This is a genomic window from Mesorhizobium sp. P2_B11, assembly GCF_056404855.1.
Genome location: NZ_JBFUDF010000008.1, coordinates 51,079 through 64,039 on the forward strand (window position 1 = coordinate 51,079; position 12,961 = coordinate 64,039).

Sequence of the window (12,961 nt, forward strand, 5' to 3'; positions counted from 1 at the left end):
CGTCTATTTCGGCGCCATTCGGATCGCCCCGTCGAGACGGATGGTTTCGCCGTTGAGCATCTGGTTCTCGACGATGTGCAGGGCGAGCGCCGCATATTCGGACGGTTCGCCCAGGCGAGACGGGAAGGGCACGGCTGCACCAAGCGAATCCTGCACCTCCTGCGGCATGCCGGCCATCATCGGCGTCTTGAAGATGCCGGGGGCGATGGTGCAGACGCGAATGCCGGAGCGTGCGAGATCGCGGGCCACCGGCAGCGTCATGCCGACGACGCCGCCCTTGGAGGCGGCATAGGCGGCCTGGCCGATCTGGCCGTCATAGGCGGCGACCGACGCCGTGTTGACGATGACGCCGCGCTCGCCGCCCTGCAGCGGCTCAAGCCTGGCGGCGCGGTCGGCGACAAGGCGGATCATGTTGAAGGTGCCGATGAGATTGATCTCGATCACCTTGCGGTACTGGTCGAGCGGATGCGGGCCATCCTTGCCGATGGTTTTCACGCCGATGGCGATGCCGGCGCAATTGACCAGGATGCGCGCGGGGCCAAGCCTTTTTTCCACCTCCGCGACCGCGGCCGCACCGCTGTCGGCACTGCTGACGTCACACTGGATGGCGGTGCCGCCGATGTCGCCCGCCACCTTCGCTGCCCGGTCGATGCCGATATCGAAAATGGCAACGCGCGCGCCCTTGTCGGCCAGCGCGCGTGCGGTTGCTTCGCCGAGGCCGGAGCCGCCGCCGGTTACGATCGCAATCTGGCCGTTCGGGTTCATGCCGCGTCCTCCCTGCTTTTGCGGGTCATGCTACGGAGGTCGCCGCCATGGTGCAACCTGAGGGACCGGGATCAATCACGACAAGGTGTCGAGATTGACCTAGAGCGGTTCATCGTTTCAGGGAAACGCGAACCGCTCTATCTCTTTGTTTTGACGCAACTCCCAAGGGAAAGCGCTTCGCGCTTTTCCCTGGGAAAACCGCGCACACTTTTCCTGGAATTGCTCTGGGGATCAGGCCATCGCCGGGATGTTCTCGGCAATCCTGGCAAAGCTGGCATGGCAGACCTCGCCGGAGAGCCGCGCCACGGCACCGGGCACGATCTCGTGCGACAGCAGCCGGTCGAGGTCGACCGGGCGTGGCATGGAAATCTGGCCGCGCGGGATTTTTCTGAAACCGAGCGGGCCGTAATAGGGCTCATCGCCGACAAGGATCACCGCCGGCGCGCCGATCTTGACAGCCGCCTCCAACGCAATGGCCACCAGCCGGCGGCCGATGCCGAGATTCTTGAAGGCAGGGCGCACGGCAAGCGGCCCGAGCATCAGCGCGCGGCCGGCGCCGGCGGCGATGCGGGTCATGCGCACCGAAGCGACGACGATGTCACCGTCGACGGCGACAAAGGACAGCGAGCGCTCGTGGCCGCCGGCCTCGCGGATCTTGTAGGCGGCCAGCACGAAGCGGCCGGGCCCGAACGCTTCGTCGTTGATGGCTTCGATTTCGGGGTCATGCGCCGGAGTTTCCGGCAGGTATTTCACGTCGGCAAGGCTCATGGTCTTCGCGGTCCGATATACGAGGAAGGTTGCTGCAAGCGGCAGCGTTCGCCAGTCAGCGCTTTGTCAAGCGCGGGCGCCCTTTCGTCGTCGGTCAAACCGAATGGAGGCAAAGTCGAACATGCGAGGTGTCCGCTAGCATCATTTTTCAGCCGCTGCAATCGGTCGCTTTCATCAGGCATTTCGGACGAGTGACGCTCTGTTCAGCAGATGACGACTTCGACATTGCCGCTTTGCGCCTACATTCGCTAACGCAGGCAAGGAGATTTCGCATGGGTTTGCTGGTCGAAGGCAAATGGCAGGACCGCCCGGTCAAAGTCGATAGCGGCGGCAGGTTCATCCGCGCCGAGACGCAGTGGCGTGACTGGATCACGCGTGATGGAGCGCCGGCGCAAGGCCGCACGCCCGGCTTCAAGGCCGAACCAGGCCGCTACCATCTTTATGTCTCGCTCGCCTGTCCGTGGGCGCACCGCACGCTGATTTTTCGCGTTCTGAAGAAGCTCGAGGGCGTCATCTCGGTCTCGGTCGTCCACCATTTCCTCGGCGCCGACGGCTGGACTTTTCTGGCCGAAGACGGCGCCACCGGCGACACGGTCAACGGTCTGGATTTCCTGCATCAGATCTACACCAAGGCCGATCCCGCCTATTCGGGCCGGGTGTCGGTGCCGGTGCTGTGGGACAAAAAAGAACAGACCATCGTCTCCAACGAATCCTCCGAGATCATCCGCATGCTCAATTCCGCCTTCGACGAATGGGGCGATGCCGGCATCGATTTCTATCCACCGGCGCTGCGCGGCGAGATCGACAAGGTCAATGCGCTGGTCTTTCCGGCCATCAACAATGGCGTCTACCGCGCCGGCTTTGCCACCACGCAAGCGGCCTATGAAGAAGCCTTTGGAGAGTTGTTCTCGGCGCTCGAAACGCTGGAGGAGAGGCTGTCAAAACAGCGCTACCTCACCGGCGAGCGCATCACCGAGGCCGACTGGCGGCTGTTCACCACGCTGGTGCGTTTCGACCCGGTCTATGTCGGCCATTTCAAATGCAATCTGCGCCGCATCGCCGACTATCCGAACCTGTCGAACTACCTGCGCGATCTCTACCAGGTGCCCGGCGTCGCCGGCACGGTGAACCTGCACCACATCAAGACGCATTATTACGGCAGTCACCAAAGTATCAACCCGACGCGCATCGTGCCGGTGGGGCCGGAGCTGGACTACGGCGCGCCGCACGACCGGGCGCGGTTCAGGAAGGCGGCGTGAAGGCCACGGACTAGCTGAAAGGCTCGCTGCTGGTTCGAGCCTGCCTGGCAAGTTCTGCCTTCAAATAAGTCTTGCCAATGCTGCTTGAGTAGCCCGCGGCATTAATGCCGAAGGCGACAAGTCCGGCAAGCAGCAGGATAAAAATCCAAACCAGGGGCGGAAGGGTATCGCTGTCCGGAACGGCGCCGCCCGCGACCGCGAGACCCATCAGCAGAAATGACAGTACGCAAGAGACCAGAGTCGAATAAAGCGTTATTTTCCAATACTCTGGCCGATTGAAAAGCCGAAGGTACTTGCGGATGAATTTGTAGGAGGCAAACGACGTTGACCCAAACGAGATGCCGAAACCGGCTGCCTTGCCGATGCTGTCCCCCAGTGAGGGGAATAGAAGCGCGAAGATGATAAAGACAGCGGTCAAGCCTATCATCATCAGAGTATAGAATCCGACATAAGGCCAGACATTTACTGATTTTACTTGTTCGACGTCCATGACGCTTGCCCCCATATTTCTAGCAGGAGTAAGCTGAAATACTGCAAGCAAATCAAGTCTACCAGTAAGGCGACACCGGGTTTCTCCCAAAAACCTCACCAATCCGCCGCAGCGTTGCCGGTGTCGTGCCCTCGGGCAAACGGTCGAGCGGGAAGAAGCCGGCTTCGGCGATCTCGTGGTCCGGCAGCTTCGGCGCCGTCTGGCTGAAGGCCTCGATCAGGTAGAAGGCGACATGGTCGCGGCGGCTAGAGCGGCGGTTGAAATGCATCGACTTCAGCAGCGGTGGGGCGGTGAGTGCGACGTTGCCTTCCTCCGTCAATTCCCGCGCCAGCGCTTCGCCAAGCGTTTCGCCCACTTCGACGCCACCGCCCGGCAACTGCCAGCCGGGAACATAGGTGTGGCGGATGAGGAAGACGGAGTTCGACGCGCGATCGTGGATCAGGCCGCGCACGCCGAGCGTCATTGGCCGCCGCAGCAGGAAATAGAGATGGAACAGCCTTGCCCTGAGGCCCGCCCAGCCGGTCTGGCGGAAGGCCTGCTCCGGGTCCGATATCGCCATCGCTAGCGAAACCGCGAGTGGACAGGAAACAGTGAGTGGAAAGCGCAGGGCGCGTCGCCTATGAAGGAAGGATGTTCAGGCTCGCGCATATTTCCGATGTCCATCTGGGGCCGCTTCCCGGTGTAACCTATCGCGAACTCGCGTCCAAGCGCGTGGTCGGTTACGTCAACTGGCAGCGCAACCGCCGCCGCCACATGCACGATGCCGTCATCGACACCATCGTCGCCGACATGAAGGCGAGCGGTCCCGACCACCTCACTGTTACCGGCGATCTGGTCAATCTGGCGCTGGATGGCGAGATCGAGATGGCAAAACACTGGCTGGAGACGCTGGGCTCGCCGGAAGATGTCTCGGTGGTGCCGGGCAATCACGACGCCTATGTGCCGGGCGCCTTCGACAAGGTCTGCCGCTCCTGGGCAGCATGGATGACCGGCGACGGCGTGACTGCGCCGATCGACCGCAACACCTTTCCCTATCTGCGCGTGCGCGGCAATGTCGCGCTGATCGGAGTCTCGACGGCGCGTGCCACCGCGCCCTTCATGGCCAATGGCTTCTTCCTCGAGGGACAGGCGCAAAGGCTGGCCTCGGTGCTCGACGCTACGGCCAAACGCGGGCTGTTGCGGGTGATCATGATCCATCATCCGCCGGTGCGCGGCGCCGTCACCCAGCAAAAGCGCCTGTTCGGCATCTCGCGCTTCCACAAGATCGTTCACCGGCACGGCGCCGAGCTTGTTCTGCACGGCCATTCGCATCTGCCGTCGCTGTTCTTCATCGGCGGCCGCGGCACCAGGATTCCGGTTGTCGGCGTTGCCGCTGCCGGTCAGTCGCCCGGCGGCAAGAACCCGGCGGCGCAGTATAATCTGCTCGATATGGACGGCGAAAAGGGCAACTGGCGGATCAGGCTAACGCGACGCGGCCTGACAGGGCCGGCCATACCGCCGTCGGACCTGCAGGTGGTCGAGCTCGGCGTCGATGCCGAGGCCTCGCAATCGCTTATCAGAAGCTGATCTTCATCGCCATCAGGCGATCCCAGAACAGCGCGGCGGCCACAGCAAGGCCAACCAGCATGCCGGCGGCGACCAGGCCGAGGCTGGACAGGAAGGTCGACCAGCGCTTGGCTGATGCGGCTGCTTGCAGGGGTGGTTCGGCTTCCCGCACGGTGGCGCGGTTGAGGCCGGCAACCGCTGGCTCGACGCCGCCTTCCATCATGCGCTGACGCTCGACAATACGCTCCGCCACATAGCGCGTGACCTGATCGACGACCGGTTTCATATCGGTCGATTCGGCGAGCACGACGCGGCCGATGCGGGTATCTCTGAGGAAGCGGTAGGTGCGGCGGTCGCGCCCCATGGCGACATGGCTGACGGCGTCGATCCACAGCCGCGGCTGCAGGCCGGAGGAGACGACGAAGTCGAAATTGTCCATGTCGGCGGGTACGTCAGCAAAGACCGGGGTGAGTTCGGCAGCAAGCAAATCGAGCCGCATACGGTGCGCCTCGCGCATGTCGACCACGACATCGTCGCGATCGGCGAAGGCGTTCTTTACGTCGCGAATGGCATCGGACAGTTTGCGCGACGGGGTCAAAGAGGTGAATTGCTCGTCTGAGTCCTTCATTATCCCTCGCTAATATGGTTAAGAGCGAGTTAACACAGCCGCCGGAAAAATGCACTGGCGAGATCGAGGTTCAGCTCGCCGCGGCGCCCAGTGTCGGACGCACACGCCTGCCACGACGGCCCATGTTCCGGCGCAAGGCCTGGGCGATCACGCCTGGCACTTCTTCGACCAGCATATGGCCGGCATCGAGCACGTGATGGATATGAAAATGCGCCGGCAGGCTATCAGCCTGGGTGACGGGCAGCACCGGATCGTCCGTTCCCCAAACCACCATCACCGGCATGTTGAGCGTGTCGAACTGTTCGCGGGGGATGACGCCCTGCCGCTCATCCCTGGTCACGACGGCTGCGATCTCGATCAGCTTGCGCAACTGGCCGGGGCGACGGCGTCCTTCCGCCAGGACGCCAACGACGCGTTCGGGCGGCGGGCTTTGCGGTCCGGACATGGCGGCAAGGCTGGCGCGGATTTCACGCCTGTCGGCCGCCGCCGCGTAACGGCGCAACAGCGGTCCGTTGATCTCCGGGCCAACACCGCCAGGCGCCACAAGCGTCAGCGAGGCTATCCTATCAGGCTCGGCCAATGCCATCAGGGCAGCTACCGCACCACCCATCGAATGACCGGCGACATGCACCCGTCCTATCCCGCGCGCGGTCAGATCGGCGAGAACCGCTCGCGCCGCTGTCCTGGCCGGACCGCTGCCCGGGAAATCGAGTGACAGCCCGTGTCCCGGAAGATCGTAGGCCAGTGTTCTGATCCCGGGCGCCAGTGCTGCGGTCACCTCGCGCCAGATGTCATGGCAGCCGCCGAAGCCATGCAACAGGACGACGGCCTTCGGCCCGGCGCCCCGCTCGGCAACATAGAGGGATGAGACCATGAAAATGTATGATTGTTGCAAGATCGGACAGGAAATTTCGGATTGGGGCTGAATTGCTCCCAGTCCAGACCGATGGCCAGTAAAATTTTCGCGATCCTATATCAGCTGGCGCTGCCGAGGCCCGCGGCGTGCAATGCCTCGACCAGCCGGTCCGCCAGATCGGCGGGATATTTCCGCTCGGCGAAGGCTGCGCGCGGATCGGCGGCGAATTTTGGGAATTTGGTGTTCAGTTCATCGAGAAGCTTGGCCGCCAGCTGATCGCGGCCGGCAGCCTTGGCGCCGATCAGCCGCGCCGCCAGATAATGCGATTTCATCGCCGTCGTGCGCAGCGACTCGCTGGCGATCGCGGCCTTGTTCATATCGCCCAGCATGAACTGCCCGGCGAAGAGTCCGTAATCCCACCAGGTCGGGTGGCCGCTGAACGTCTCGACGGCATGGGTCAGGATCGGTGTTCCCTCGGCATATTTGCCGGCGAAGATCAGGCCATAGCCGTAAGCGGCAGCCATGCTGAGGTCGTAGGGGTTGAGCTCATAGGCCTTGCGCATCCAACGGATCGCTTCCTCGGTGTTGCCGAGGCGCGAGTAAAGGTAACCGTATGCGCGGTGCGCATAGGGGCTGGTCGGTCCCATCTGGATGGCGCGATGAGCAAAAGACATCGCCTGTTCGACCGTCGCGCCAGGCGGATAGGCGTAATGATCGGTGGCAGCCTCAAGGGTCAGCGAGGCAAGTTCCGAATAGACGAGCGACGATTTCGCACCCTGGCTGGCGAGGTTGTCCAGGCAGCGATAGGCGGCCTCGTGGGTCTTGGTGCTCTGGTCGAGATAGTATCTGTCGTTGAGGATAAGGCAGCTCGTCAGCCCGGTCTGGATGCCGTTCTGTTCGATGTAGCTGTAGAGCGGGCCGGAGGCGGGAATGGTCGAACTGAGGATGGCGGCGATACGATCCTCGACGGCGCCAGGTGCGCTGTCGGCCGCCATCAGATTGCGGGACAAAAGCACACGTCCGGTCGCCACGCTCTGCAGTTCGAGCGTCACGTCACCTGCCATCGGTCCCTGCAGGACATCGAAAACGAAGCTGGTCGGGTCGGTGCTCGGGTCGCGCTTGCTGTCGGCGTCACGGCCGATGAAGTCGATGGTGTCGAAACCGGCAAGACCGGCGCGCAGCGAGGCAGCGACACGGCCGGCCTCGGGGCCGGTGGCCTTTACGGCGATGTAGACGAGGGGCAGGGCTTCCATCGACGGCGATGCGATGCTGCTCGTCGCGCCCGCGGTCTCGACCACCGCCGCCGGGTCGCTGCCGGCAAGCAATGCGCCGCTGCCCTGGCGCAGGATGAGCACGCCCAGCATAAGGATGACCAACGCCACGGCGCCCCAGAAGAACTGGAGATGGCGCGCCAGCGAAGACCCAGGTTCCGTAGCCACCGACGCCTCGGGAGCCGCGGCAGGAGCCGCCTGGTCAGGCGATCCGGGCAAGGCGGCTACCGCCTGCGCCAGCGCCACCGGCTCCTGCCCAACCGGCAGGCGTATGGCGTTGAGTTCATAGGACGGAACATAGCCACCGCGTGGAATGGCGATGCGGACCGGTTCGGCTATGCCCTCATTGGCGAAATAATGCTGGAGAAGTTCGCGCAGCCGGCCGGCCTGCACCCGGACCACCGCATCGGTCGACGAATCGAAATCGCCGTCCTTGCCGAAGACGTCCATGGCGATGGAGAAACCCTTGAGCCTGTCGGCTTCGCCGGCTTGCTCGCGCTCCACAAGGTAGCGCAACAACTTGCGTGCGCGTTCGGATCGTCCGAACGTTTCGCTGGCGAGCAGTCGTTCCAGTGTCTCGCGCACTGCGGGGGCGGCAGGCGTGGCATGCTGCAAGTGTCGATCCTCTCGAAGTCGGCACAGGTTAAGGCGCGATAATATAGCGCCTGCACCACCACACAAGCATCCAAATATTATGCGATCGCGTACCGCACCGGATAATTGCCGATGGTTAACACGAAAAAACCGGCAATTCCCCCGGCAAACGGGGGATATCCGGACGCCGCGAAGAAGCGGCGCCCGGGAGGATATCAGCTGACCTTGCGGCCGATGATGCGGTTGGCGGCCGAAACCACGGCTTCCAGCGAGGCGGCGACGATGTTGGTGTTGATGCCGGCGCCGAACAGCTTGCCGCCTGGATATTCCATCTCGACATAGGAGATCGCCGAGGCGTTCGAGCCGCGCTGGAGCGAATGCTCGGAATAGTCGAGCACCGACATGTCGACGCCGACATGGCGCGACAGCGCATCGACGAAGCCGTCGATCGGGCCGGTGCCGGAGCCGGTGATGGTCGTCTCCTTGCCGTTGTCGAGGATCACCGCCTCGACCACGCGCCGACCCTTTTTCTCGGTGTCGGGATAGGTTTGATGGTCGAGGAATTTGATCCGACCGCCGGGCTGGTCGACATAGGTCTCGAGGAAGCGGTCATGGATGCGCTTGGCCGGCACTTCCTTGCCTTCGGCGTCGGTGATCGCCTGGATCTCCTGGCTGAACTCGATCTGCAGGTTGCGCGGCAGATTGAGGCCGTAGTCGGCCTGCAGCACATAGGCGATGCCACCTTTGCCGGACTGCGAGTTGATGCGGATGATCGCCTCGTAGCTGCGCCCGACATCGGCCGGATCGATCGGCAGATAGGGCACTTCCCAGACCGGCGTGTTGGCCTTCTTCAAAGCCTTCATGCCCTTGTTGATGGCATCCTGGTGCGAGCCGGAAAAGGCGGTGTAGACGAGTTCGCCGACGTAGGGGTGGCGCTCAGTGATCTTCAGCTGGTTGGAATATTCGTAGACGTCCTTCATCCGGTTGATGTCGGAGCAATCCAGATGGGGATCGACGCCTTGCGTGTACATGTTGAGCGCCAGGGTGACGATGTCGACATTGCCGGTACGCTCGCCATTGCCGAACAGCGTGCCTTCGACGCGGTCGGCACCCGCCATCAGGCCGAGTTCGGTGGTGGCGATGCCGGTGCCGCGATCGTTGTGCGGGTGCAGCGAAATCAACAGGTTGTCGCGGTTGTCGAGGTTGCGACACATCCATTCGATGCGGTCGGCATAGATGTTGGGCGTCGACATCTCGACCGTCGAGGGCAGGTTGATGATGAGCTTGTTGTCGGGCGTCGGCTTCACGATCTCGGTGACGGCGTTGCAGATCTCCAGCGCGACTTCGAGTTCGGTGCCGGTAAAGCTCTCCGGCGAATATTCGAAGCGGTAGCCGCCGCCGGCCTTGGCGGCCATGTCGGTGATCATCTTGGCCGCGTCGGTGGCGATGCGCTTGATGCCGCCGACGTCTTTCTCGAAGACGACGCGGCGCTGCAACTCGCTGGTCGAATTGTAGAAATGTACGATCGGATTGGTAGCGCCCTTCAGCGCCTCGAAGGTGCGGGTGATGAGTTCGGGACGGCACTGCACCAGCACCTGCAGCGAGACATCGGCCGGCACATTGCCTTGTTCGATGCACCAGCGGGCGAAATCGAAGTCGGTCTGCGAGGCCGAGGGGAAACCGATCTCGATCTCCTTGAAGCCCATGTCGAGCAGGAGGGCGAACATGCGCGCCTTGCGCTCATGGCCCATCGGATCGATCAGCGCCTGGTTGCCGTCGCGCAGGTCGACCGAACACCAGATCGGCGCCTTGTCGATGACCTTGTTGGGCCAGGTGCGGTCGGTGAGGCCGACGGTCGGATAGGGTTGGTATTTGCGGGCAGCGCCCGGCATGTGGCCGGCCGCGCGTTTTACGCTTTCGGCTTCGCCGGATCGGATCTCTTCTCGTGCGTTCATCGTCTTGTTCTCCCGGCGGCTCACGGATCGGTCCTCAGACGGATTGGTGGCGAGCGGCGCCTTACCAGATTTTCGTTCGCTTGATGTGAATTGCCAATGGCCAAGGAGCGTGCGCGTAAGCGGCGGTTCGACCGCCGGGCGCTCCTTCAGCGAACCCGGCGATCGCCGATAAGGCCGAGAAGAAGCAGGGTCGATGCCAGCGCGCGCACGGTCTCGCCGGCAAAGCCGGTCGGACGGGAAGCGACGGAGGAGGCGCGCGTGTTCATGGCGGGTTTCATACAGGAGCCGCCAGGGACAGGCAAGTGGGCTGCCGTTCCACCGCTCGCGAGCGCTCTTCCCCATGCGCGGCAAATGCGCCAAACTTGTGTGTAGCCGAGGTCGCAGTGCTTCGCTGTCGAGAGGGGGTCATCCATGAATTTCGTTTTCTTCTCGCCGCATTTTCCGACCAACGGCGCCGACTTCTGCGACCGGCTGAAGAAGGCCGGCGCCACGGTGCTGGGCATCGGCGACGCGCCTTACGAGGCGCTGGACGGCAAGCTGAAGACGGCACTTTCGGAATATTACCGCATCGCCGATATGGAGAATTACGATCTCGTATTCCGGGCGATGGGCCATTTCATCCATAAATGGGGCCGCATCGACCGTTTCGAGTCGCTCAACGAGCATTGGCTGGAACTGGAAGCCAACATCCGCACCGACTTCAACATCTACGGCACCAAGCTCGATTTCGTGAAGAATCTCAAGCGCAAGAGCCGCATGCGCGCCTTCTTCCGCAAGAGCGGCGTCGCTACGATTGCGCAGCGCAAATGCTCCGACCGGGCAGGCGCCATGACCTTCATCCGCCGCGTCGGCTATCCCGTGGTGGTGAAGCCGGATTCCGGCTCGGGCGCCTCGAACACCTTCAAGATTTCCAACGCCAAAGAGCTCGACCAGTTCTTCCGGGACAAGCCCGAGGATGTGACCTTCGTCATGGAGGAGTTCATCGAAGGCCTGGTGGTGACCTTCGACGGGCTGGTCAACCGCGACGGCGAGGTGGTGCTGGCGGCAAGCCACCGCTACGACCAGAGCGTCATGGAGGTGGTCAACAAGGACCGCCACATGAGCTACACCTGCTTTCCCAGGATCAACCCGGCGGTGGAGGAGGCCGGTCGCAAGATCCTGAAGGCGTTCGACGTGCGCGAGCGTTTCTTCCACATCGAGCTGTTCGAGACCAAGGACCGTATCATCGCGCTCGAAGTCAACATGCGGCCGCCCGGCGCCTGGATGACCGATGCGATCAACTACACGTTCGATATCGACGTCTATGCGGCATGGGCAGACATGGTGGTGAAGGACGCCGCCGGCGGACCCTACGAGGGCAAGTATTTCACCGCCTATGCCAGCCGCAAGCACCACCTCCACTATTTGCACAGCCATGAGGACGTGCTAGCCGCGCATCGCGACAAGATCGTCCACCATCAGCCGATAGAAAAGGTTTTCAGCCGCGCCATGGGAAATTACGCCTATCAGATGCGCTCCAAGGACGAAGCAGCGCTGCGCGCGGCAGTCGCCTATATCCACGCGGAAAAGGCCTAAACGCGATGGACATTTCCTATCACAAGCATTTCTCGGAAAAGCTCGGCCGCGACATGGAATACAAGCGCTACGGCCATGCCGGCCGGCCGGTGGTGGTGTTCCCGACCTCGCAGGGGCGGTTCTACCAGTTCGAGGATTCCGGCGGGGTGGGCGCGCTGGCCGAATTCATCGACACCGGCCGCATCCAGCTGTTCGCGGTCGACGGCATCGATTCGGAATCCTTCTTCAACAAGCATGCCGACGCCGCGCACCGCATCGGTCGCCACGAAGCCTATTTCCGCTATGTCCGCGAGGAGGCGCTGCCGGAATTCCTGGCCACGGCCGCTCAGGCCAATGGCGGGCGCAAGCTCAAGCCGCTGTTCACCGGCTGCTCGATGGGCGGCTACCATTCCTCGAACTTTGTCTTCCGCTTTCCCGAACTCGCCAGCGGCGTGATTGCCCTGTCGGGCGTCTATTCGGCGCGCGACTTCTTCGGCAAGGCGCTTGAAGGCGATATCTTCTACAATTCGCCGCTCGACTATTTGCCTGGCATCGTCGACCCCAAACTGCTGGCGCGGCTGAAGGCGCTGCGGATGATCTTCTGTTGCGGGCAGGGCGCCTGGGAAGAGCGCATGCTGGTGGAGACGCGCAGACTGGAACATATCCTGCGCGACAAATCCATTCCGGCCTGGGTCGACTATTGGGGTGGCGATGTCAGCCACGACTGGCCGTGGTGGCACAAGCAGCTGGTCTATTTCTTCGGCCGCTGGCTGGATGAGGACCTGATGCATAGGTTGGACTAAGGTGCGTTGATATTCAGGTGAGGCTGGCCTGCAAATGGTTGATACCTGCGCTTCCGGTGCTCACGTACGAAAAGTACGCTCCGCTCCGGTTCTCGGTATCAACCATTTTCGACTCAGCCTGACCTGAATCTCAACGCACCTTGGGCACAGATGAATGACCACACCCGAACCCATCCGCCGCTTTGTCGAAGCCACCAATGCGGGTGACACCGAGGTGTTTCTCGACACGTTCACGGCAAATGCATCCTTGACCGACTGGGGACGGTCATTCCATGGCCGCGCTGAGATCGCGCGCTGGAATCAGTCGGACAATATCGGCGTGAACTCCAGCCTCCGCATTATCCGCATCGCCGAGGCGCAAGGCAGCTACCACGTCCGCATCGCCGTCAAAGGCAATGGCTTCAACGGCGAAGGGGACATGGTCTTCACGCTGGACGGCGACCGCATAGCGAGCCTCGTCATCAGTTGAGTTC

13 protein-coding genes are annotated in these 12,961 nt (G+C 62.6%); 5 read left to right on the plus strand and 8 right to left on the minus strand.

Annotated elements, in window-relative coordinates; genetic code table 11:
• Window positions 1–3 precede the first annotated feature (3 nt).
• On the minus strand, window positions 4–765 hold the full coding sequence (locus tag AC1DYJ_RS25060) for a 3-hydroxyacyl-CoA dehydrogenase (RefSeq protein WP_477285444.1): 762 nt from the start codon (window positions 763–765) through the stop codon (window positions 4–6).
• 231 nt (window positions 766–996) lie between these two features.
• The gene (locus AC1DYJ_RS25065) at window positions 997–1,533 is read right to left on the minus strand and encodes a GNAT family N-acetyltransferase (RefSeq protein WP_477285442.1); all 537 of its coding nucleotides are present in this window, start codon (window positions 1,531–1,533) and stop codon (window positions 997–999) included.
• A gap of 272 nt (window positions 1,534–1,805) precedes the next feature.
• On the opposite strand from AC1DYJ_RS25065, the gene AC1DYJ_RS25070 reads away from it, so the two are divergent.
• Window positions 1,806–2,792 (plus strand): glutathione S-transferase family protein, encoded by a 987-nt coding sequence (locus AC1DYJ_RS25070; protein WP_477285440.1) that lies wholly within the window; start codon window positions 1,806–1,808, stop codon window positions 2,790–2,792.
• A 10-nt stretch (window positions 2,793–2,802) separates the two neighbouring features.
• Here the strand turns inward: AC1DYJ_RS25070 and AC1DYJ_RS25075 are convergent, their stop codons facing one another.
• Both AC1DYJ_RS25075 and AC1DYJ_RS25080 read right to left on the minus strand, forming a co-directional pair.
• Window positions 2,803–3,282 carry an ABZJ_00895 family protein gene (locus tag AC1DYJ_RS25075; RefSeq protein WP_477285438.1) on the minus strand — a complete coding sequence of 160 codons (480 nt, stop codon included), beginning with the start codon at window positions 3,280–3,282 and terminating at the stop codon, window positions 2,803–2,805.
• Window positions 3,283–3,340: 58 nt separating this feature from the next.
• Complete coding sequence (locus AC1DYJ_RS25080) at window positions 3,341–3,841, minus strand: NUDIX domain-containing protein (protein WP_477285436.1); 501 nt, start codon at window positions 3,839–3,841, stop codon at window positions 3,341–3,343.
• Window positions 3,842–3,912: 71 nt separating this feature from the next.
• Here AC1DYJ_RS25080 and AC1DYJ_RS25085 point away from each other — a divergent pair, with 71 nt between their 5' ends.
• On the plus strand, window positions 3,913–4,848 hold the full coding sequence (locus AC1DYJ_RS25085; RefSeq protein ID WP_477285555.1) for a metallophosphoesterase family protein: 936 nt from the start codon (window positions 3,913–3,915) through the stop codon (window positions 4,846–4,848).
• Here AC1DYJ_RS25085 and AC1DYJ_RS25090 read toward each other — a convergent pair.
• From AC1DYJ_RS25090 to leuA, 4 genes are all read right to left on the minus strand, one after another.
• Complete coding sequence (locus tag AC1DYJ_RS25090; RefSeq protein WP_477285434.1) at window positions 4,838–5,455, minus strand: hypothetical protein; 618 nt, start codon at window positions 5,453–5,455, stop codon at window positions 4,838–4,840. The two genes, AC1DYJ_RS25085 and AC1DYJ_RS25090, sit on opposite strands and share 11 nt — an antisense overlap.
• Before the next feature lie 70 nt (window positions 5,456–5,525).
• The gene (locus AC1DYJ_RS25095; protein WP_477285432.1) at window positions 5,526–6,329 is read right to left on the minus strand and encodes an alpha/beta fold hydrolase; all 804 of its coding nucleotides are present in this window, start codon (window positions 6,327–6,329) and stop codon (window positions 5,526–5,528) included.
• Between the two features lie 101 nt (window positions 6,330–6,430).
• Window positions 6,431–8,197, minus strand: a complete 1,767-nt coding sequence (locus AC1DYJ_RS25100) for a tetratricopeptide repeat protein (protein ID WP_477285430.1) — start codon at window positions 8,195–8,197, stop codon at window positions 6,431–6,433.
• Window positions 8,198–8,391: 194 nt separating this feature from the next.
• Window positions 8,392–10,068, minus strand: a complete 1,677-nt coding sequence (gene leuA / locus AC1DYJ_RS25105) for a 2-isopropylmalate synthase (RefSeq protein WP_477285553.1) — start codon at window positions 10,066–10,068, stop codon at window positions 8,392–8,394.
• Window positions 10,069–10,542: 474 nt separating this feature from the next.
• Between leuA and AC1DYJ_RS25110 the strand changes: the two genes are divergently transcribed.
• The 3 genes from AC1DYJ_RS25110 (at window position 10,543) to AC1DYJ_RS25120 (ending at window position 12,957) form a co-directional block, all read left to right on the plus strand.
• Window positions 10,543–11,706 carry an ATP-grasp domain-containing protein gene (locus AC1DYJ_RS25110; RefSeq protein ID WP_477285428.1) on the plus strand — a complete coding sequence of 388 codons (1,164 nt, stop codon included), beginning with the start codon at window positions 10,543–10,545 and terminating at the stop codon, window positions 11,704–11,706.
• A 5-nt stretch (window positions 11,707–11,711) separates the two neighbouring features.
• Window positions 11,712–12,488: an esterase family protein gene (locus AC1DYJ_RS25115; RefSeq protein WP_477285426.1), complete on the plus strand. Its 777-nt coding sequence runs from the start codon at window positions 11,712–11,714 to the stop codon at window positions 12,486–12,488.
• 154 nt (window positions 12,489–12,642) lie between these two features.
• On the plus strand, window positions 12,643–12,957 hold the full coding sequence (locus tag AC1DYJ_RS25120; protein WP_477285424.1) for a nuclear transport factor 2 family protein: 315 nt from the start codon (window positions 12,643–12,645) through the stop codon (window positions 12,955–12,957).
• Window positions 12,958–12,961 lie beyond the last annotated feature (4 nt).